This is a genomic window from Cedecea sp. Ae19-4, assembly GCF_059801165.1.
Map to the genome: position 1 here is coordinate 590,614 of NZ_JBCHWG010000001.1, position 20,017 is coordinate 610,630.

Here is a 20,017-nt window from a genome sequence, read left to right on the forward strand (position 1 = left end):
TTTAATTCATGGCAACGCTATTTCCCTTCACACAGCGACAGGAAATACTGCGTCAGCAAATGTGCCGGGCGGCCGCTGGCCTGGGTGAATTTCCCACGCGACAGCGCGGTGCCGCTGACGTCCAGATGTGCCCATGGACGCTGGGGGCAGAACTTACTCAGGAACTGGGCGGCGGACACCGCAATGGCGGCGTTGTTGGGTGGCGTGTTGGTGTAGTCGGCAATGACGCTTTTGACCTGACCGTCAAAGCTTTCGTCCAGCGGCAGCGGCCAGACGCGATCCTGTGTCAGGCTACCTGCCTGCTGCAGGCGCTGGCTTAGGGCTTCATTGTTACTCATTAAGCCCGAAATATCGTAGCCCAGCGCTTTGACCACCGCGCCGGTCAGCGTAGCGACGTCGATCATTTCGACGGGCTTAAAACGCGCTGCGGCGTAGCTGAGCGCGTCGGCGAGAACCAGCCGCCCTTCGGCGTCGGTATTAATAATTTCTACGCTGGCCCCCGAGTAGGAGCGCACGACGTCACCCGGCATCATCGCCGTGCTGCCGGGCATGTTTTCCGCCAGCGCCATAAGGGCCACGACGTTAATAGGCAGCTTAAGACGCTTCACCGTTTCCATCATGCCGAACACCACTGCCGCGCCGCACATGTCATATTTCATGGTGCGCATGCCTTCACCTTCTTTCAGCCACATTCCGCCGGTATCGAAGGTGATCCCTTTCCCGACGAGGGCGTAAACTGGCGCTTCTTCGCTGGCACCCTGCCAGCGCAGCGTCACCAGCCGGGGAGGGTTGACGCTGCCTTTTCCCGTGGCGTGCAGGCAGCCGAGTCCGTGGTCAAAAATGGCCTGCTCGTCCAGAATCTCGCACTGGGTTTGCGGGTGTTGGCGGGCCCAGGTTTCCGCCCGCAGCGCCACATCCTGTGGCCGACAATTCAGCGCGGGTAAATCCGCCAACTGGCGAGAGAGCAGCATGCCCTGCGCGATGGCTTCGGCCTGGGAAGCCAGACGGCGAGCCAGCGCATTATTGGGTTCGGTAATCAACCACAGCTCGCCATTGCTTTGCGGTTCGTCTTCGCGATAGCCCAGCTGCGGCAGCTGATAGAAGCGGTTGAGGAGGGCAATCAGCAGCGTGCGCAGGCGAACAAAGGTGGTTTCATCCGCCAGATTAAAGCCTGCGAGATCCAGCGCCACGGGCTGCAAAACAGGGGAGGGCAGCAGCGCTTCGGCGGCGGAAAGCAGCTGGCGAAGTACGGCTGGCTGAGTGATTTCTGCTGAAGGCAGCAGCGACAGCCGCGCACAGATACCCCGTAAACCAAAGGTGGTGGTTTGCGGTTCATCGTGGGTTGACATCTCTTCCAGCAAGGATTGCAGGGCGTTTGGCCAGCGGCTTAGGGAAGTGTCCCACAAGATAAGATGAGCGTTGTTAAAGGCTGCATCGGGTGAAACGAGTATACATTTCATTGGATTACCTCCGCGGTGATGCGCTGCTTATAGGCGTCCAACCATTCGCTGTCTGCCGGGCGGATGACCGTGCGGTTGCCGTCCCTGGTAGTGAGAAACACCTGGGCGGGCTGCGCTGGAGTGGCAACAGAGAAGGAGAAGTTGTCGATGGTTGTCGCCGCGCCGTATTCGCCCCGGTTGTTCATGCAGACGACGGACAGGTCGCCTGCCCGGCCGTAGCGGGCAATCAGTCGGGCTTCAAGATCGTACACGGCGGACTCAGCCGCGCGCTGGGGAGACATGCCGCGCGCCATGCGGCTGACGATTTCATAGCTGATACAGCCTTTCATCAGGTCTTCCCCGAGGCCGGTCGCCGTCGCGGCACCCACTTCGCTGTCTGCGTAGAAGCCGGAGCCGGAGACCGGGGAATCGCCCACCCGGCCAGGGCGTTTCATAAACAGGCCGCTGGTGGAGGTGGCGACGGACATTCTTTGCTGGCCGTCAAGGGCGATAACCCCCACGGTGTCGTGCCCGGTGTACGGGCTTAAGCCGCGATCCAGTGTTTCGCGCTTGCGCCTCAGGTAATGGTTGTACGCGCGCTCGGTCAGCATGGTTTTGCTTTCAAAACCCCGATCTTTGGCCCACGCTTCGGCACCCTGGCCGACCATAAAACTGTTGAAGCGCTCTTCGCTCAGGGCTTTGGCCACCAGAATCGGATTGGCAATATTTTTTACCCCCGCCACGGCACCGAGCGCGAGGCTGGTACCGTCCATAAAGGCGGCGTCGAGTTCGACTTCGCCTTGTTCATTCGGCAGGCCGCCATAACCGACCGATTTATAGAAGGGGTAATCTTCCACGCATTTAACCGCGTGCACGACGGCATCGCTCGCCGAACTGCCTTGCTGCAGCCGTTCAGCCGCTTCACCTATCCCTTCCCATGCCATACGCCAGGTGGCGATCGTTCCCCAGTTTGCTGCTAACGTCATGTTTAACTACTCCGTGGCGGGTTTACGTTCAGTCACTTGAGCCGGTGATTCATTGGCCCGATATTGCCGGTCGACCACTTTCAGGAACGGCAGATAAATCAGCGCCCCGATGCACAGGTTGATTATCTGGATAACCGCGCCGCTCAGGTGGCCGGTGACGATAAAGCCGCTTAATACCGGCGGCAGCGTCCAGGGGATATACACCCCGGTGGTGGTGGCTACCATGCCAATGGACATCGCGATGTACTGCACGGTGACCAGCACCAGCGGCACAAGGTTGAACGGGATCAGCATGACGGGGTTCATGATGACCGGCAGGCCAAACAGCACCGGCTCGTTAATGTTGAAGATGGAGGAGCCGACGGCCAGGCGCGAAACGTTTTTGATGTGCTGGCTGCGGGCAAACAGCAGCATAGCAATCACCAGAGACAATGTAGCGCCCGCGCCGCCCATCCAGATCATGTCGTAGAACTGTTCCGTCACTACGTGCGGGGGAGGCATCCCGGCCTGCGTGGCGGCCAGGTTATCCATTTGGTTTTCCATCCAGAACGGACGGAGGATGCCGTTGACCATCGAGCCGGAGTTGATCCCCACCGACCACAGGCTGGTGATGCTGAAACAGGTGAACAGTGCGCCAATGTAAGAGGTGCCGAAGTGGCGAATCGGCGTCGCCAGCACTTCATACACGAACTGGTGAATAGTGTGGTAGTCGGTTTTGGCAAACAGCACGCGAACCGCCAGGGCGACAATCAGAATCAGCAGCGAAGGGATGAGGGCGGCAAAGGATTTTTGCACCGCCGGTGGGACGCCGTCCGGCATTTTGATCACCCAGTTCTGGCGCAGCATCCAGGCAAAAAGCTCCGTGCTCGCCAGCGCACCTAGCATCGCCACAAACAGCCCCTTCGATCCCAGCCATTCCATCGGGATCAGGTTGCCGACGTCCGGGTGTTTCGCAAAAGGCGTGAGGATCAGAAAGCAGGAGAGGGACAAAATGCCCGATGACATTCTGTCGATGTCGTAGCGTTCCGCCAGCCGGTAGGCCACCAGAAAACTGATAAACACCGCCATCGTAGAGAAGATGGCGTTAAAAGGGATCTCAACGGTGGTGGACCACCCCTCACCAAAAACAGAAGCCATAAACTGCTGGTAATGGGTACTTGGGAAGGACGAGATCACCAGCAGAATGGAACCAACGATAATAAACGGCATGAACGAGATATAGGCGTCGCGAATGGCGCCGAGGTGGCGCTGCTGCGCCATTTTGGCAGCCAGCGGCATCAGCCGGGCTTCTAATGCGGCCATCAGGTTTTTCATTTTACCGCTCCGTAAGTAATCACAAGAGACAATTCTTGCGTGCTTCTACCTTAGTGGTTGTTCGGGGCTAATAAAGTGAGTTAATTCACAGATGAGCCATATAAGTATCATATGATTGCTTAAATGATTTGAGGGTGAAGGTGCCATAAAAATGCCCCGCAAAGCAGGGCATTATGTTGGCCGGAACGCGGGCTATTTGTAGATAGTGGCGGTGCCGTACAGGCGGTTATCGCCGCCGGCGGAGTTAATTACATAGCCGGTTGCACCCTGTTCCTTCGCTTTTTCAGCCAGTTTAGCCTGGAGATCGTCAAGGTTAGACGCTTTGGCGGTGACGGTACCAAAAGGTTGCATCTGTCCGACGTTTGCGTTACTCATTTCCTGGGCTGCCATGGAGGCAAAAGGCAGTGCAGCAAGAGAGATAACCGCAGAGAAATACAGCAGTTTTTTCATCTTTACATCCTCTTGAGCGTTGAGAGCAAAACACCTTTTTGTTGTCTGACAATTACAGTCTAGTTCCCCTTTGGGCAGGCGATGGCGCAAAAAACTGATGGACTTGTGCGTGTTTTTTGAACGATAAAACTTGACCAAATGCTGACAAAAAAGCTACAACCAGGTGGCTGATTTTATTTGTTTTTTTCTGGTTTAGCGCGCGTCGGGGCGAACCAGGTCAAAACGCTGTGATTCATCAACCGTGTAATAGGCGGTTGGCCCTCCGGCCCGCAGCACGGGTTGCGCCAGCGCGGTCTGGTAGATGCCGTCGATAAGCAGGTGTTCGTCGATGTGTACGGCAACCACTTCCCCCAGCACCAGCCAGCTGTTCAGCTCGTCGCCGTCGGCAGAGGTCAGGCGAATGCACTGCGACAGGCGGCATTCAAAGTTGACCGGGCTTTCAGCCACCAGGCTGGCGCTGACCTTGGTGCCTGCTATTGGAGTCAGGCCCGCTCGCTGGAACTCATCTTCTCCTCTGGGGAGCGTGACGGAGGTTTCATTCATCTGTTCTGCCAGCGGGCGCGTGGCCAGGTTCCAGACGAATTCTTTGGTGTCGAGGATGTTCTGGACGCTGTCTTTCCAGCCGGTGCTGGAAAAACCAATGATCGGTGGACGATAGTTAAAGCAGTTAAAGAAGCTGTACGGCGCGAGATTGCGCTGGCCCTGCAGGTTGCAGGAGGAAATCCAGCCGATTGGGCGCGGCCCGACAATGGCGTTCAGCGGATCGTGTGGTAAACCGTGGCCTTCCGAGGGCTCGTAGTAATAACGTTTTTTACTCATTACGCACCTGAATTCATGTTGGAAAGGTCAAATCGTCAGCGATGTATTTACCCGACGCGGAGAGCAGAGTATCTTACGCGGCCACACAAGGAGAAGCCCCAATGAAAACCCCTGCCGACACCAAACCTGGTTTGCACCCGCGTAACCGTCACCGTAGCCGCTATGACTTTGCCGCATTAACCGCGAGCAGCCCGGCGCTGGCGGAGTTTTTACGCCCGGGGCCGCATGGCGACACAACCGTTGACTTCGCAAATCCACTGGCGGTGAAGGCGCTGAACCAGGCGCTGTTGGCGCATTTTTATCAGGTTAAGCAGTGGGATATCCCCGAAGGGTACCTTTGCCCGCCAGTGCCGGGCCGGGCGGACTATATTCACCATCTGGCCGACCTGCTGGCGGAAGGCAACGGCGGCGTTGTACCTGCCCAGGCTTCCGTCCTGGATATCGGCGTCGGCGCGAACTGCATTTATCCGCTCATCGGGCAGCACGAATACGGCTGGCGCTTTACCGGCTCTGAGCTGGACTGCGATGCGTTTCGCAGCGCGCAGCAAATTGTAGACGGCAATCCTGGGCTTAGCCGCATGATCCGTCTCCGTCGCCAGAAAAATGCTGGCTGCATTCTGGACGGCATCATCCACAAAAATGAAACCTATGATGCCACGCTATGTAATCCGCCATTCCACGATTCAGTCGAGGCGGCCCGCAGCGGCAGCGAGCGTAAGCGCCGCAATCTTGGCCAGGACGCAAGCGCCGCGCTGAACTTTGGTGGTCGTGAGCAGGAGCTGTGGTGCGAGGGGGGCGAAGTGGCCTTCGTCAGCCAGATGATCAAAGAAAGTAAAGCGTTTGGCCGCCAGGTGCTGTGGTTTACGTCGCTGGTTTCAAAAGGTGAAAACCTGCCTGCGCTGTACCGCGTGATGCAGGAAAACGGCGTGGTGAAAGTGGTGAAAAAAGAGATGGCACAGGGGCAAAAACAGAGCCGTTTTATTGCCTGGAGCTTTATGGATGATGCCCAGCGCGCACGCTGGGCGAAAACCCGCGGGAAATAATTAGTTGGCTGTGCTGGTGGGCGGCAGCGCGCCGGCCGCCGCCTCTGTGGCCTGTAGCGCCTGTGCTGCATCGGCACCCGGCTGCATGACCTGCACGGTTTGCACCGGGGGCCTGATGCCCGCTTCATCAAAGTGTTTTTTGACCATTCCGTCGAGCGCGTAGCGCACCGTCCACTGTTTTAGCGGCAGGGTGGTAAAGGTCACGCGTACTGTGAAGGCCTGGTTCGTCAGCCCCACAATGCCTGAGAACAACGGCTCGCCAATGACCAGCAGACGAATATCTTCCTGGCCCATCAGCGCGTCCACGGCTTCTTTCAGTACCCGGTTGGCGTTGTCCACGTCCTCCTGCCTGTCGACGTCGTAGTTCGCGACGAAAGAGCCAATCCCGCGGACAAAGTTGGCGAAGGTCGTTATCGATGACCACGGAATAATATGGTAAGCCCCCGTATCCTGGCGTACGCCCACCGAACGAATCGACATTTTCTCGACTGTGCCTGTAATCGCGCCGATGGTGACGTAGTCGCCGGTATTCATCCCATTTTCAAACTGAATGAATATCCCGGTAATAATATCCTTCACCAGGGTTTGCGAACCAAAGCTTATCGCTAGCCCCAGCGCCCCCGCCCCCGCCAGCAGAGGTGCGATGTTCACGCCGATTTCAGAAAGCAAGATCATGATGGTGATGGTGCTGATCACCACGGCCAGCGCGTTACGGAACAGCGTTAGCAGCGTGCGGGCTCGCGCGCTTGGCATCGGGCGGCCGTGGATATCCGACGCAAGGCGGTTTTCGATCAGGCTTGCCAGCAGCGTCCAGCCTACCGCCGAGAAGAAAAGGATCAGTACAATGCGGATCAGTATATCGACGGTTTTTTCTCCGGCACCCTCAGTGAGCCATTGCCAGACATCGAAAAGCCCCCAGGCGTCCAGCAGCAGCATGACTGCGACGCAAACGGTAAGAATACGTGCCAGCTTCAGCGAGACGGAGATCCAGCCATTAAGACGCTTTTGCAGCTCGGGGTAATTGCGCTGCACCTGTGGAGAAAGGGTGATGGTTTTTGCTATCCAGCGCGAAAGCATGCCGGAGATAAACGCCGCCACGCCGATGATGGTCAGGCTGTGCAGTGAGGCGCCCATCATAAATTTCAGGCTGTTGCCCGGATCGAAAAGCGAAAGGAAAAACAGCACCACAAAATAGAGACAAGCGAGCCAGTGCCAGATGAGCGCAAAAGCACGAATAAACAGGCTAAAGAAGCTCATTGAGCGATCTGCCAGGTGAATCAGGCTTTGCTGGATGGCGCGTTTGTTGTGAAAAATCAGATATAGCGCCCAGACGGTAATCAGTAGCATGACCACCACGTTAACCATGGCGCTAATCTGGGCGTTGACCTGATTGGCGAGAATCGGCACCACCACCAATAACCCGTAGCCGATGATGGTACTTAGCCAGGAAAGGCGAATACTCCAGTAGCGGGCGCCCTGGTCGCCGATGGGGAAGGGGCGTAGCGCCGGGAAACGCGGGCTGAAAATGAGGCGCAGAACAGCCTTGAAGAACTCGATAAGCCCAAAGGCATTAAGAAATAGCCCCTGCTGGCGCGCGATAGTGGCGTTGCCGGCGTTCATTTTGTCACTCAGGAGCTGCCCGACGAATAGCGTTAACGCCAGCAGCAGGATGTCCACCGCAAAGGCGCCGAGGATGGTCACCGGCAGGTGAAGCCAGTTGGTATGATCGCGGTTTTTTCTTCGTCCCCAGTCGCCCATTTTGGCCCACAGCGGCCTGACGCCGGCGCGAAGCAAGAAATAGAACACAAAAACGGCGCTGGCGAGCATCGCGAAGTGGCTCAGCGCATTGAAGAAAGTCTGCTGGTTAAAGGCTTTCCTCGGTGCGCTGGCGATATTTTGCTGGAGCAGCTCAAAACGCTGCGTAAGTTCTCCCCCATAGCGGCGGCTGACGTCGGTGACGTTTTCGAGCACGGTTTTATCTTCAGTGAGCGTATCCGGTGGGGCAATAACCGGCATGGTCTGTGAGGTGCCGTCAGCGGCGACTTTGCGAAGCTGCTCGATGAGTTCACTCCGGGACTTTGGGTTGTCCAGCACGTCGGCGAGCGCCGAGTACGCTTTTTTCTTTTCTTCTACGCTGGGTTCTGTTTGTGCGGCGCTGCCCTGGGATGTCGAGGCGGCAACGGCGGCAGCGGGTAAGGTGACTGCATGGCCGGGCAGGCTCATCAGGTTAAACAGTAATATCAGGATCCATCGCACAGCGCTCCTCCGGACTGAGAAAATCTGACAAAGGAGTAAGTATAGTGGCTGAGATTTTGGCGAGGAGAAAAGCGGGATGATTCCAGAAAAATCAGGGCGGCTGGAATTTGCCGCCCTGAGTCAGGCGTTATGCGACGTGCTGCAGAAACTCGCGCAGACGCGGGCTCGGCGGGTTGTCGATAAGTTCTTGTGGGTTGCCGTCTTCCGCCACGCGACCTTTGTCGATAAAGATCAGGCGAGAAGCCACTTTCGCGGCAAAGCCGACTTCGTGGGTCACGATCACCATGGTCATGCCTTCTTCGGCCAGGTCCTGCATCACTTTCAACACTTCATGACGCAGTTCCGGGTCGAGGGCCGACGTTGGTTCATCAAACAGCATCATCTTCGGCTTTACGGCAAGGGCACGGGCAATAGCCACACGCTGCTGCTGGCCGCCAGAAAGCTCTGACGGATAGTGATGCGCGCGTTCCGCCAGGCCAACCTTCGCCAGCAGCTCTTTCGCCAGCTTCTCAGCGGCGTCTTTTTTCATGCCGCGGACGCGAATCGGGCCGAAGGCGACGTTTTCCAGCGCCGTCAGGTGCGGGAACAGGTAGAACTGCTGGAACACCATGCCAGCTTCCTGACGGATCAGGCGATCGTCTACCTTCGGATCGTTCACTTTCAGGCCGTCAACAATCAGGTCGCCGCTGGTGATCTCTTCCAGCTTGTTGATGCAGCGCAGCAGGGTTGATTTGCCGGAGCCGCTTGGCCCGATAATCACCACCACTTCACCCTGTTTGATGTTCAGGTCAATGTTGTGCAGCACCTGGGTTTGGCCAAAGTGCTTGGAGACATTTTTAAATTCAATCACAGGATTTTCATCCTTCTTTCAAGGCGACGCAGCACGAAGCTCAGCACCAGGGTAATAATCAGATAGAAGACCGCAACGGCGCTCCAAATCTCCAGCGCGCGGAAGTTACCGGCGATAATTTCCTGACCCTGACGAGTCAGCTCTGCTACACCGATAACGATGAACAGCGAGGTGTCTTTGATGCTGATGATCCACTGGTTACCCAGCGGCGGCAGCATACGGCGCAGCGCCAGCGGCATAATCACGTGACGGATGGTTTCACGTTTTGACAGCCCAAGCGCAAGGCCCGCTTCCTGGAAGCCTTTATGAATTGAGAGCACAGCCCCACGGGTGATTTCCGCGATGTAGGCTCCGGAGTTGATCATGATGGTGACGACCGCCGCGCTGAACGGATCGATACGCAGATCGGTAAAGGCCATCGGCAGGGCGAAGTAGATAAACATCACCTGCACCACAATTGGCGTGCCGCGAATCACTTCGATGAAAACAAGCGCTACGTGGTTGGCAATCCAGCCGCCGTAGGTACGAGCAAAGCCCGCCACTAAACCAATTACTAAACCGCCGCAAAGACCCAGGATAGAAATCCATAGGGTCATCTTAGCGCCTTCAAACAAGATGGGAATTGCAGGCCAAATGGCGCTCCAGTCAAACTGCATGATGTGTTCCTGTTGTCTACCGTGGTTCACCTCTTCGGGCTTCAGGCCGGGGCCTTGTAGCGTGAGAGGCGTTTAATAATAAGAGGGGCGAAAGGCGCCCCTCAGGTCTTACTCATACTTAGAATTATTATTTAGGCTCGGTACCGAACCATTTTTTGTAGATTTCGTTGTACGTGCCGTTCTCTTTCAGGGTTTTCAGCGCGCCGTTGATTTTGGTGCGCAGTTCGTCGCTGCCTTTAGGCAGGGCGATACCGTACTGCTGAGCTTCCAGAGACTCACCTACCGCTTTGAACTGACCGTTACCGGCGGTTTTGATGAAGTACAGGATGTTTGGCGTGTCGTGCAGAACCGCGTCAGCGCGGTTGGTGCCCAGTTCCATGTAGGCGTTATCGATGTTCGGGAACTGACGCAGGTCTTTGGTTTTGATGTTAGCTTTTGCGTAATCAACGGAGCCGGTGCCGCCTTTAACAGCAACCACTTTACCGTCCAGATCTTTCACGCTTTTGATGTCGTTGTTATTGGCTTTGACCATCACCAGCAGGCCGCTTTTGTAGTAGCCGTCGGAGAAGTCGATCGCTTTTTCGCGCTCAGGAGTGATGGTGATCCCGGCCAGTGCCAGGTCCACGTTTTTGGTTTGCAGGGCAGGGATGATGCCGCTGAAGTCCATTGGCTTCAGGGTATAGTCCAGCTTCAATTCTTTGGCGATAGCCGCCCACAGATCCACGTCAAAGCCGACATACTGATCGCCTTGTTTAAATTCAAAAGGAACGAACGCGGTGTCGGTCGCAACGACCAGTTTTTTATCAGCGGCATGGGAAGATACAGCGAAAGCCAGGGTAAGTGCAGCCAGTGAAACTTTCAAAATCGACTTCATAGCATTTCCTTTGTTAATCCACGGGGCGATCCCCTGCGTCAGCGGTGACTCATGAAAGAATCGTGCCAAATTTGCAACTTACTGTTTTGCAAGGATGTGATTATTTAACATTGCACATTGAGCGTTGCAAGCAGGTCATAACGCACCGTTATGGTGCACCATTTTGGTGCGCAAAATGAGCCGGCAGGGTAGGGGTTAGTTTTACCGCGAAATCAGTGGACAAAACAATCATTCGTTAACGATTGTGTGAGGTGATTATTACATTTGATTAACTTTGGGCTATGAATTAATCGATGGTCTGCGCTGTTTTGGTGCAGGCTCCGCCCCCGGGCGGAGGAGGAGCCATAGGAAAATGCTCTGGTTACTCGATATTGGACTCAATGAACCACAGGAATTTGTCCAGATCGCGGGAAGCGGCGGTGAAAATATCTGCGGTATCTTCGTCTTTTGCTTCACCAATGGCTTTACGCACATCGTTCGCCACGATGGCATAGCGATCGGCCAGCTCTTTCAGGTGCTCCTGAACGGTGTGAATGTCCAGCGGATAGCTTTTCAGCGGAGTTTTGCTGTTGATCACCTGAGTGGTGCCCAACGCCACGCCGCCAAGCTGCACGGCACGTTCTGCCATGGTGTCCAGGTGCTCGGTCAGCGCCGTACGGAAGCCGTCCAGCATTTCGTGCACGGCAATAAAGTTAGCTCCGCGCATATTCCAGTGAGCCTGCTTGGTAATCAGCGACAAGTCGATGAACTGGACGACCTGGCGATTCAGCAGCTCGATAGTGGCTTTTTTCTCGCTGTCTTTTACATCATTGCGGGTATATAGCAGGTTTGTAGATTTAGTTTTTACCAGTTTAGCGGTACTCATAATCTTTCATCCTCTTGATGTTGGTGTCCCAATGAATTACCGGAGATAAGTATAGCACCACTTTTTTACTTTGCTGGTGAGGGTAATACCTATCAAACCGATAGTAAGAGAAAAATGGAAAAGATTAATTTGTTATTTAACAGCTGGTTATTGAGTGTTCTTAATTTATGTCAAAAATCATGAATAAATATGACGGCGAAAAGAAAATAATTCTTATTGAGTATTACAGTTGACGGGAATATAAGTGCTTGATTACGGATACATCATTTAATGCGGCAATTATCACCGCATTAAATGCAGGGCAACAGATTAATTTATGTCGACGTTTTTAATCTGTGCTTCGCGTTTCATGGTCAGCGTTGATCCCACCGATGCTGCGATGATGGAGAGCAGAGCCAGCCATTGTACCAGGGTCAGGTGCTCCCCGAGGAACAGCATACCTGACAGGGCCGCAAGGCCAGGCTCAAGGCTCATGAGTGTGCCAAAGGTGCGGGTAGGGAGTCGGGTTAACGCAATCATCTCCAGCGAATAAGGCAGCGCCGTGGAAAGCACGGCAATGGCCAGGCCGACGGGCAGCAGCGACCACTGCAGCAGCGAGCTGGTGGCTTCCCAGGCGCCCAGGGGGACAAAGATAATGGCAGCAATCAGAGAACCAAACGCGACCGTGGCGGGGCCGTGCTCAGCGCCCGCTTTTTGCCCGGCAATAATGTAGATAGCCCAGCAGGCACCGGCCCCGAGGGCGCAGGCAGCACCGGTCAAATCTACCTGGGAGATGTCCTGGCCGAGGGGAAGCAGGAACCACAGTCCGGCCACCGCCAGCACCACCCAGATAAAGTCTACGGCACGGCGTGAGCCAAAAAGCGCCACGGCAAGCGGCCCGGTAAACTCCAGCGCCACCGCGATGCCCAGCGGTACCGTGCGCAGAGAGACATAAAAGAGGTAATTCATGCTGCCCAGCGCCAGCCCATAAAACAGTAAAGGCAGGCGTTGCTCTGGCTTAAAACGCAGGCGCCAGGGTTTAAAAATCACCGCGAGAATAAGAGTGCCTAAAAACAGGCGCAGCGAAGTGACGCCCTGGGGACCGATTAGCGGGAATAATGATTTCGCCAGCGAGGCGCCGCTTTGAATCGAGGTCATGGCGATAAGTAAAACTACGATCGGCAGCCAGCGCGGCATATTACGGGAGGTTTGCGGCATCCTGTACCTTGTCAGTATTTGTCTATGTTTGGTCAAGAAAATAAAAGTCTGCCCAGTCTAAAGGATTAAGTTATGGCTGGTTGAACTTTCATTAAGAAAAATTCTCATGGCGTGGAGTACGATCCGGGGACTTTTGTCAGTTTGTGTCAAAAATAATTCCAGAATTATCTGAATGACGATGTTATTAAAGGGATTAAAATTTGCCGTCGCAAAGCGGTATTTTCCTGATTTTTTAGTGATTTAGCATGTAGTGGAAATGTTATGTTACAGGAAAAAGATCGTTAGACAACACAATTGGCGAAGAGTTTCTGTCATGGTTTTGTTATATTTAAAACTTAGGACTTACTTGAAGCACATTTGAGGTGGATATTATGAAAAAAATTGCATGTCTTTCAGCACTGGCCTGTGTTCTGGCCGTCTCCGTAGGTACCGCATCTGCAGCAACCAGCACCGTAACCGGTGGTTATGCTCAGAGCGATATGCAGGGCGTTGCTAACAAAGCTGGCGGTTTCAACCTGAAATACCGCTACGAAAATGATACCCCGCTGGGCTACATCGGCTCCTTCACCTACACCCAGAAAAGTGACACTTCTAACGACGTGTACACCAAAGGCCAGTACTACGGCATCACCGCTGGTCCTGCTTACCGCATCAACGACTGGGCAAGCATCTACGGTGTAGTGGGTGTTGGCTACGGTAAATTCCAGGCGACTCAATTCCCAGGCGCTCACGATTCCGTTAGCGACTACGGCTTCTCCTACGGTGCTGGCCTGCAGTTCAACCCAATCGAAAACGTTGCTCTGGACTTCTCCTACGAGCAGAGCCGTATTCGTAGCGTTGACGTTGGCACCTGGATCGCTGGCGTAGGCTACCGCTTCTAATATCCCTTTCGGGATAGAAATAAAAAATCCGCCCAAGTGGCGGATTTTTTTTATCGGTTAACCGGCAAAAGTTAACGTGTCCTGGTCTCAAACATATCCGTCTGCAGATGAGTATAGTCCACTTTCTTCAGGTTGAAGTTGGTTATCCAGACGGGCCCGGCCTTTTGCTCGGAAATAAATTTGTACTTCGGCGTAAGCTCTTTCGCCTTAATCCCCGTCCACGCAGAGAAGAAGTTGAGGAAATCATTGGCGCTGCGGCGTGCTTTGATTAGCCGGTGCGTGGTGTCATCGCTCGACAACACCATAAATGGCACCTGGAAATTTTGCTGGAACTTATCGTCGTGCGCCAGATATTGCACGTCGGTGCCGCGCTCTTTGAACGCCAGGCCGTGGTCGGAGAAATAGACCATTGAGAAGCTGTTCCCGGTGTTTTGTAACTGCAGATAAAGCTGTTTTAGCAAGTCGTCGGTTTGCGTCATGCTGTAGAGATAGCAGGATGTCTCTTTAGACTGCACAAAATCTTTGTATTTCCCCTGAGTGCGATCGCAGGCCTGTGGGTGCGAACCCATCAAATGCAGCACAATCAGCTGCGGCGTGTTGCGCTGAGTAGCAAACACCTGGGCCGTCATTTTTAACAAAGCTTCATCGCGAGTGTTTTTATCCGCCTCAAAATCCCCATTTTTCAAAAACTGCACTTCGTCAGCGCGTTTGGCGATGCTGGCGATGGCGGTATCGTATTCGCCGATTTGGCCCTGGTTTGAGAACCACCAGGTCTGGAAGCCCGCGCGGTTTGCCAGGGTAACAAAATTGTCCTGATACTGGGGTTTGCCGTCCACGACCCGGTTCAGCGTCAGCCCCAGCGATTTTTGCGTTGAGCCGCTGGCGGAGACGTAGTCCATAAACAGATTGCCTTTGACCTGGCTTGCAAAGGGCGTGTTGTCCCAGTGGCCGCCAAAGGCTCCCAGCGCATCGCGGCGGGCGCTCTCGCCAATCACTACGACGTAGGTATGGTATTTAGGCTGCACCGACACTACGTTCCAGGAATCTTTTTGCTGCGACAGTTCTTTCATGCGCGCCTGCTCCTCGATAACTTCGTGGTTGTTGACCACGACATCTTTCACGAAGCGCACCACCGGGTAGCCAGTATCTTTAAATTTAAACACGCCGCCGTAGGCAAGGTTGGTTACCGGTGTGACAAAAAAACAGACCACGCTGACGGCGAGACATAAGCTATCGAAATGACCCCAGGCGCGTTTTTCTTCACGTTTGCGGCGCAGCGCCATCACCCCAAGGGCGAGAATAAAGAGAGACACCACGTAGCTGTACCACGGGAAGATGGTCATGATTTCCGTGGATTCTTCAAAGTTGGTTGAATGCAGCGCCAGCAGAGTATTGAAGTTGGGCGAGCCGTAGGCCTGGCCGAACGGGAAGTACATGGCTGCCACGAGGCTGCAAAGCCCAAGCAGGATTTTCTGGACGCTGGGAGCGGTGCGCCACAGCAGCATAAGGACGCAGCTAAAGGCAATGGCGTAAAGCAGGCTGAAGGCATAGCCCAGCGCGAAGTTTATCAGCAGAGACTGCAGAAAATAGAAACCTGCCCACGGATTCAGCGCGATTCCGCGCGCAGTCAGGGTATCTTTAACCGTTACATTCATCTTTATTATGGTCTTGCAAAACGCCATGCGGTGACCCTGGCGATAAGGGCAGAGCCTGCCTGACAGACGGAAACGAAGGGGAATTGCACCGCATCTGCGAGCCGCTTCATGTGCAGGGCTGCAAGAAGATAGAGCCGTAAGATAAGAATATCAACTGATAACAGAGCGAGGTTTTGCGAAGCTGATTGCAAATCCGACAAATGATGGGGTTAAAGCTCGGCCAGAGTAGCCATTAACGGGGATTTTGCAGGGGAATTGTGACAAAAGGATGATCGTTCGCGCGGAACGCTGAACAAAGTCGCCAGGCGGCGTGGCCTGGCGTTATTGTTGTTTTTCTTCTTTCTGCTGGGGTTTACCGGCAACCCAATCACAAATCATGTTCAGCAGCATTAAGCGTACCTGGAAGGGAGATTGTGTAAACACGTTGATGCACCTCTTAAATTCGTTCATAGCGTCCTCCTGTTAGCCGTGCGACCGTTTTTCCGTAAACAAGCCTGACTGCATTACATACAGGTATAGCACAGGCTATATTTTATAGCCATGGCTATTTCGTTAATTTTTTGTGGATGAGCAATGCTGGTTTACAATAAAGCCTTCCGTCGTCAGATGACGACGCCGCGCCACTGGAAGAGGAAGCACTATGAGCCGTCGGGCAGGGCAAAAGAACAGCGAAAAAGTGACGCCATTACCGAATATTGAAGAGCATGTTGAGGGCTTCAGGCAGGTACGCGAGGCGCACCGCCGCGAGTTAATTGATGATTATGTTGAGCTGATTTCGGATTTGATTCATGAAGTGGGTGAAGTTCGCCAGGTAGATATGGCAGCCCGGCTCGGCGTTTCCCAGCCGACGGTTGCCAAGATGCTAAAACGCCTGGCGTCCGTCGGGCTGATTGAGCAGATCCCATGGCGCGGCGTCTTTTTAACGCCGGAAGGTGAAAAACTGGCGCAGCAGAGCCGGGAACGGCACCAGATTGTTGAAAACTTCTTCCTCGCACTGGGCATCAGCCCGGAGACCGCGCGTATTGATGCCGAAGGTGTGGAACACCACGTCAGCGAAGAGACGCTGGAGGCTTTCCGCAAATTCAGCGCAGAGCGAGGCATCGGTTAAACATGCTGCTGCGTCTTGCGCAGCCGTTCCTGCGCGATCGATTCCTGCATTTATTGTTGTTAATCGGCGTCGCCCTGAGCCTGGCGGTGCCGTTCCGCCCGGCTTTATGGCCCGCCGCCATAGACTGGCACACCATTATTACCCTGGCCGGGCTGATGATGTTGACCAAGGGCGCCGAGCTGAGCGGTTATTTCGAGGTGCTGGGGCGCAAGATGGTGGCGCGGTTTGCCAACGAGCGGCAGCTGGCGCTGTTTATGGTTACGGCAGCGGCAGCGCTGTCGACCTTCCTGACTAACGATGTCGCGCTGTTCATCATTGTGCCTCTCACCATCACGCTGAAAAAACTCTGCTCGGTGCCGGGCAGTAAGCTGATTATTTTTGAGGCGCTGGCGGTCAACGCCGGCTCTTTGCTCACGCCTGTCGGTAACCCGCAGAACATCTTACTGTGGGGGCATTCCGGGCTCTCTTTCGGCGCTTTCACCTGGCAGATGATGCCGCTGGCGCTGGCCATGACCGCCAGCTTGCTGGTGTTGGCGTGGCTTTGTTTCAAGCCAAAACCGCTGCGTTACCACGGCGAAGTGAATGACAGCCGCTGGCAGCCTAAGCTGGTCTGGTGCTGCCTGGCGTTTTACATCGTCTTTATTCTGGCCCTGGAGCTTAAGCTTGAATTTTGGGGGCTGGGGCTGATTGCGCTTGGGTTCCTGGGGTTGGCGCGCAAAGTGCTGCTCAGTATCGACTGGAGCCTGCTGGTGGTATTTATGGTGATGTTTATTGATGTTCACCTCATCACCCAACTTCCGGTGCTGCAGCACTCGCTTCAGGGCGTGGCGCAACTCTCTCTTGGCGAGTTGTTTGGCCTGGGTATTTTGCTGTCACAATTCATCAGCAATGTGCCTGCCACCATTTTACTGCTGAACTATGTGCCAGCTTCGCTGCTGTTGGCCTTCGCGGTCAATATCGGCGGTTTTGGCCTGTTGCCGGGTTCGCTGGCGAACTTGATTGCCCTTCGTATGGCCAACGACCGTCGGATCTGGTGGCGGTTCCATCTCTATTCTCTCCCTATGTTGCTTTGGGCCGCGCTGGTCGGCTACGGCTTATTACTGCTTTTACGCTAGCGCCCACTCAGGCAGAAACAGGCAAGGAATGAGCAGAAATCCCCCATTCCAGAATCGTGCGCGACGCGTATAACTGGCAGTCCGCACTCTTCCTTCCTGAAATCCTGAACATGAGGTACCGCTATGCGTTATAAAAAATTAGGAAATACCGGCCTGTTTGTTTCAGAGCTTTGCCTGGGCACCATGACTTTTGGTGGTGAAGACGGTATATGGGGAAAAATAGGCCAGCTCGCGCAAAATGATGCCGACAAGCTGGTTGGACGCGCGCTGGAAGCCGGGATTAACTTTATTGATACCGCCAATGTTTACTCCGGCGGGCGTTCGGAAATCATCACTGGCCAGGCGCTGAAAAACCTTAATGTGCCGCGTGAGAATGTGGTGGTGGCCACCAAAGCATTCGGCGAAACAGGCACCGCCGGGCCGAACTCTCGAGGTTCATCGCGTTTTCATCTGCTAAATAGCGTCAAAGAGAGCCTGCAGCGGCTGCAGCTCGACTATATCGACCTGTACCAACTGCACGGTTTTGACCCCGCGACGCCGATAGAGGAAACGCTGCGGGCGCTGGATTCGCTGGTACAGCAGGGGCTGGTTCGCTACATAGGCGTTTCCAACTGGGCGGCCTGGCAAATCATGAAGGCACTCGGGATTTCCGAACGCCTGGGACTGGCACGTTTTGCCTCTCTGCAGGCTTATTACACCCTTGCCGGGCGCGATCTGGAGCGGGAGCTGGTGCCGATGATGCAAAGTGAAGGCGTCGGCCTGATGGTGTGGAGTCCGCTCGCGGGCGGGCTGCTCAGCGGCAAGTACGACCGCGACGGGAAAGCCGAAACCGGCAGCCGCCGCCTGGAGTTTGATTTTCCACCGGTAAACAGGGATCGCGCGTTTGATTGCGTGGATGTGATGCGTGACATCGCCGATGCCAAAGGCGTTTCCGTGGCGCAGATTGCGCTGGCCTGGCTGCTGCATCAGCAGGCAGTGACGACGGTCATCGTGGGGGCGAAGCGCATTGAGCAGCTTGAGGATAATATCGCTGCGACGGGGGTTCAGCTTAGCGCGGACGAGCTTGACAGGCTGAATGCGGTAAGTGAGTTGCCGCGAGAATATCCGGGCTGGATGCTTGAGCGGCAGGGTGAGTATCGCCGGGAACAGCTGAAGAATCAGTCATAAATCGGGAATAATTTAGCCCTCTCCCGGAGGGAGAGGGGGAAAACAAGCGATGCGATAAAACTATCGTTTCAGCTTCAAATGCAGCAAAGGGAAAGGATTCCCTTCACCGTCGAGTTCAGACCGCCCGGTCCGGGCAAATCCCATATGCAGATAGAAGCCCACGCCCTGCGGATTCTGCTCATTCACATCCACCTCATCGACCTGCAAATGTTCAATGGCATACTGCAGAAGCTGCTTGCCCACGCCCATGCCACGGCTTTCAGGCGAAACAAACAGCATTTCAATCCGATTTTCGTGGCAGCCGATAAAGCCCAGAGGCTCACCGGTTTTGCCGGCTGCCAGCAGCATCGGGATCTGTGGCATGTAGAGTTCGCGCACCTGGGGCTTTAACGCCCTGATATTTTCTTCAGGTAAAAAGTCATGCGTGGCGCGAACGGACGCCTCCCAGATTTCCGCCAGCGCATCAAAATCCGCCGGGTTTGCTTGTCTTATCGTTAACATTCTTGTTCCAGAGGTCGTTAGTTAAACGGCGCTTCTTTCTTCAGGATCTTGTCGATCACATCCAGCACGCCTTGTTGATTGCAGTGCCCTGCCTGGTAGCTGGCAATGCGTTTGATTTTGTCCGGGGCGTTGGCCATCGCAAACCCGTATTGCGCCTGAGTCAGCATCTCGATGTCGTTGCCGCCGTCGCCAAAGGTCACCACTTCGCTGTCCTGGATGCCCCATTTTTCCTGCAGGATCCGCAGGCCGTTAGCCTTATGAATCCCCGGAATAATCAGGTCGATAGAGCCGTGCCCGCTGGTGACCGGCACCATAATGCCTTCCAGCGCTGCGCCCAGGGCGTCCATAGTTTCATCGAGCTGGCTGTCCGGCAGGTTCAGGGCAAACTTGAAGAACACGTCGTCGAGGCCGGAGAAGTTTTCCACGTGCTCAAGGCGGTGATAGTACTTCGCCGCCAGCGCTTTAAAATCGTCACTATAGCCGTTGAGGGTATAACCGTTATGCTTGCCGCAGGCGATGATCTCCACGTGCGGCAGGGTCAGCAGGTGATCGACCACCGTGTTGAACTCTTGTCTGGTCAGCTCGCCGTTGAACAGATCTTCGCCTTCGCTGACCACCCAGCCGCCGTTATCGGCGACAAAAGAGATCTCGTGGGCAATCTCCGGGAAGAAGGAGATAAGCTGGAAATACTGGTTCCCGCTGGCCACCACAAAGCGGATGCCTTGCTCTTTCATCTGCTGATATTGCGCGGCAAAGCGTTCGCGGTTGTAGGTTTTTTCATCATTAAGAAAAGTGCCGTCCATGTCTACTGCAATCAGTTTGATGCTCATTGAACTCTCCA

20 protein-coding genes are annotated in these 20,017 nt (G+C 54.8%); 5 read left to right on the forward strand and 15 right to left on the reverse strand.

Features of this window, described 5'->3' with window-relative positions; all coding sequences use genetic code 11:
• Positions 1-17 precede the first annotated feature (17 nt).
• From AAIE02_RS02760 to AAIE02_RS02780, 5 genes are all read right to left on the reverse strand, one after another.
• Positions 18-1,460, reverse strand: coding sequence for a leucyl aminopeptidase (locus tag AAIE02_RS02760; protein ID WP_166995432.1), 1,443 nt, complete (start codon positions 1,458-1,460; stop codon positions 18-20).
• Positions 1,457-2,425, reverse strand: coding sequence for a glycosylasparaginase (locus tag AAIE02_RS02765; protein ID WP_336982288.1), 969 nt, complete (start codon positions 2,423-2,425; stop codon positions 1,457-1,459). Before AAIE02_RS02765 ends, AAIE02_RS02760 begins: the two co-directional genes overlap by 4 nt.
• Before the next feature lie 6 nt (positions 2,426-2,431).
• Positions 2,432-3,739 carry a PTS cellobiose transporter subunit IIC gene (gene celB, locus AAIE02_RS02770; RefSeq protein ID WP_213715999.1) on the reverse strand — a complete coding sequence of 436 codons (1,308 nt, stop codon included), beginning with the start codon at positions 3,737-3,739 and terminating at the stop codon, positions 2,432-2,434.
• Between the two features lie 192 nt (positions 3,740-3,931).
• Positions 3,932-4,189 (reverse strand): DUF1471 family periplasmic protein McbA, encoded by a 258-nt coding sequence (gene mcbA, locus AAIE02_RS02775; protein WP_008461021.1) that lies wholly within the window; start codon positions 4,187-4,189, stop codon positions 3,932-3,934.
• A 192-nt stretch (positions 4,190-4,381) separates the two neighbouring features.
• Positions 4,382-5,008: a flavin reductase family protein gene (locus AAIE02_RS02780; protein ID WP_166995436.1), complete on the reverse strand. Its 627-nt coding sequence runs from the start codon at positions 5,006-5,008 to the stop codon at positions 4,382-4,384.
• 101 nt (positions 5,009-5,109) lie between these two features.
• On the opposite strand from AAIE02_RS02780, the gene rlmF reads away from it, so the two are divergent.
• Entirely contained in the window at positions 5,110-6,051 is a 942-nt protein-coding gene (gene rlmF / locus AAIE02_RS02785; RefSeq protein WP_498531932.1) for a 23S rRNA (adenine(1618)-N(6))-methyltransferase RlmF, read from the forward strand.
• Here the strand turns inward: rlmF and ybiO are convergent, their stop codons facing one another.
• From ybiO to rhtA, 6 genes are all read right to left on the reverse strand, one after another.
• Positions 6,052-8,307: a mechanosensitive channel protein gene (ybiO, locus tag AAIE02_RS02790; protein WP_498531933.1), complete on the reverse strand. Its 2,256-nt coding sequence runs from the start codon at positions 8,305-8,307 to the stop codon at positions 6,052-6,054.
• A gap of 127 nt (positions 8,308-8,434) precedes the next feature.
• Positions 8,435-9,157 (reverse strand): glutamine ABC transporter ATP-binding protein GlnQ, encoded by a 723-nt coding sequence (gene glnQ, locus AAIE02_RS02795; protein ID WP_008461025.1) that lies wholly within the window; start codon positions 9,155-9,157, stop codon positions 8,435-8,437.
• Positions 9,154-9,813, reverse strand: a complete 660-nt coding sequence (gene glnP, locus AAIE02_RS02800; RefSeq protein ID WP_008461026.1) for a glutamine ABC transporter permease GlnP — start codon at positions 9,811-9,813, stop codon at positions 9,154-9,156. The genes glnQ and glnP overlap by 4 nt, the downstream gene beginning before the upstream one ends.
• 127 nt (positions 9,814-9,940) lie before the next feature.
• Positions 9,941-10,687 carry a glutamine ABC transporter substrate-binding protein GlnH gene (gene glnH / locus AAIE02_RS02805; protein ID WP_008461028.1) on the reverse strand — a complete coding sequence of 249 codons (747 nt, stop codon included), beginning with the start codon at positions 10,685-10,687 and terminating at the stop codon, positions 9,941-9,943.
• 361 nt (positions 10,688-11,048) lie between these two features.
• Positions 11,049-11,552, reverse strand: coding sequence for a DNA starvation/stationary phase protection protein Dps (gene dps / locus AAIE02_RS02810; RefSeq protein WP_039301421.1), 504 nt, complete (start codon positions 11,550-11,552; stop codon positions 11,049-11,051).
• Positions 11,553-11,861: 309 nt separating this feature from the next.
• Complete coding sequence (gene rhtA / locus AAIE02_RS02815) at positions 11,862-12,749, reverse strand: threonine/homoserine exporter RhtA (RefSeq protein ID WP_008461030.1); 888 nt, start codon at positions 12,747-12,749, stop codon at positions 11,862-11,864.
• 371 nt (positions 12,750-13,120) lie between these two features.
• On the opposite strand from rhtA, the gene ompX reads away from it, so the two are divergent.
• A complete protein-coding gene (gene ompX, locus AAIE02_RS02820) occupies positions 13,121-13,630 on the forward strand; it encodes an outer membrane protein OmpX (protein ID WP_008461031.1) in 510 nt (169 codons plus the stop codon).
• Between the two features lie 71 nt (positions 13,631-13,701).
• Here the strand turns inward: ompX and AAIE02_RS02825 are convergent, their stop codons facing one another.
• Positions 13,702-15,285: a phosphoethanolamine transferase family protein gene (locus tag AAIE02_RS02825; protein ID WP_498531934.1), complete on the reverse strand. Its 1,584-nt coding sequence runs from the start codon at positions 15,283-15,285 to the stop codon at positions 13,702-13,704.
• 321 nt (positions 15,286-15,606) lie between these two features.
• Positions 15,607-15,735, reverse strand: a complete 129-nt coding sequence (mntS, locus tag AAIE02_RS02830; RefSeq protein WP_008461033.1) for a manganase accumulation protein MntS — start codon at positions 15,733-15,735, stop codon at positions 15,607-15,609.
• A 190-nt stretch (positions 15,736-15,925) separates the two neighbouring features.
• Here mntS and mntR point away from each other — a divergent pair, with 190 nt between their 5' ends.
• From mntR to AAIE02_RS02845, 3 genes are all read left to right on the forward strand, one after another.
• Positions 15,926-16,393 carry a manganese-binding transcriptional regulator MntR gene (gene mntR, locus AAIE02_RS02835; protein WP_008461034.1) on the forward strand — a complete coding sequence of 156 codons (468 nt, stop codon included), beginning with the start codon at positions 15,926-15,928 and terminating at the stop codon, positions 16,391-16,393.
• Positions 16,394-16,395: 2 nt separating this feature from the next.
• On the forward strand, positions 16,396-17,508 hold the full coding sequence (locus AAIE02_RS02840) for an SLC13 family permease (protein WP_498531935.1): 1,113 nt from the start codon (positions 16,396-16,398) through the stop codon (positions 17,506-17,508).
• A 123-nt stretch (positions 17,509-17,631) separates the two neighbouring features.
• Positions 17,632-18,675, forward strand: coding sequence for an aldo/keto reductase (locus AAIE02_RS02845; RefSeq protein WP_166995444.1), 1,044 nt, complete (start codon positions 17,632-17,634; stop codon positions 18,673-18,675).
• 60 nt (positions 18,676-18,735) lie between these two features.
• Here AAIE02_RS02845 and AAIE02_RS02850 read toward each other — a convergent pair whose 3' ends face one another.
• Positions 18,736-19,176 (reverse strand): acetyltransferase, encoded by a 441-nt coding sequence (locus tag AAIE02_RS02850; RefSeq protein ID WP_498531936.1) that lies wholly within the window; start codon positions 19,174-19,176, stop codon positions 18,736-18,738.
• 17 nt (positions 19,177-19,193) lie between these two features.
• Positions 19,194-20,006, reverse strand: coding sequence for a Cof-type HAD-IIB family hydrolase (locus tag AAIE02_RS02855; protein WP_336982292.1), 813 nt, complete (start codon positions 20,004-20,006; stop codon positions 19,194-19,196).
• Between the last annotated feature and the right edge of the window lie 11 nt (positions 20,007-20,017).

Coding starts and splice junctions, on each gene's coding strand:
- AAIE02_RS02760 (WP_166995432.1), bottom strand. CDS start 1,460: ATGAAATGTATACTCGTTTCACCCGATGCAGCCTTTAACAACGCTCAT.
- AAIE02_RS02765 (WP_336982288.1), bottom strand. CDS start 2,425: ATGACGTTAGCAGCAAACTGGGGAACGATCGCCACCTGGCGTATGGCA.
- celB (WP_213715999.1), bottom strand. CDS start 3,739: ATGAAAAACCTGATGGCCGCATTAGAAGCCCGGCTGATGCCGCTGGCT.
- mcbA (WP_008461021.1), bottom strand. CDS start 4,189: ATGAAAAAACTGCTGTATTTCTCTGCGGTTATCTCTCTTGCTGCACTG.
- AAIE02_RS02780 (WP_166995436.1), bottom strand. CDS start 5,008: ATGAGTAAAAAACGTTATTACTACGAGCCCTCGGAAGGCCACGGTTTA.
- rlmF (WP_498531932.1), top strand. CDS start 5,110: ATGAAAACCCCTGCCGACACCAAACCTGGTTTGCACCCGCGTAACCGT.
- glnP (WP_008461026.1), bottom strand. CDS start 9,813: ATGCAGTTTGACTGGAGCGCCATTTGGCCTGCAATTCCCATCTTGTTT.
- glnH (WP_008461028.1), bottom strand. CDS start 10,687: ATGAAGTCGATTTTGAAAGTTTCACTGGCTGCACTTACCCTGGCTTTC.
- dps (WP_039301421.1), bottom strand. CDS start 11,552: ATGAGTACCGCTAAACTGGTAAAAACTAAATCTACAAACCTGCTATAT.
- rhtA (WP_008461030.1), bottom strand. CDS start 12,749: ATGCCGCAAACCTCCCGTAATATGCCGCGCTGGCTGCCGATCGTAGTT.
- ompX (WP_008461031.1), top strand. CDS start 13,121: ATGAAAAAAATTGCATGTCTTTCAGCACTGGCCTGTGTTCTGGCCGTC.
- AAIE02_RS02825 (WP_498531934.1), bottom strand. CDS start 15,285: ATGAATGTAACGGTTAAAGATACCCTGACTGCGCGCGGAATCGCGCTG.
- mntS (WP_008461033.1), bottom strand. CDS start 15,735: ATGAACGAATTTAAGAGGTGCATCAACGTGTTTACACAATCTCCCTTC.
- mntR (WP_008461034.1), top strand. CDS start 15,926: ATGAGCCGTCGGGCAGGGCAAAAGAACAGCGAAAAAGTGACGCCATTA.
- AAIE02_RS02840 (WP_498531935.1), top strand. CDS start 16,396: ATGCTGCTGCGTCTTGCGCAGCCGTTCCTGCGCGATCGATTCCTGCAT.
- AAIE02_RS02845 (WP_166995444.1), top strand. CDS start 17,632: ATGCGTTATAAAAAATTAGGAAATACCGGCCTGTTTGTTTCAGAGCTT.
- AAIE02_RS02850 (WP_498531936.1), bottom strand. CDS start 19,176: ATGTTAACGATAAGACAAGCAAACCCGGCGGATTTTGATGCGCTGGCG.
- AAIE02_RS02855 (WP_336982292.1), bottom strand. CDS start 20,006: ATGAGCATCAAACTGATTGCAGTAGACATGGACGGCACTTTTCTTAAT.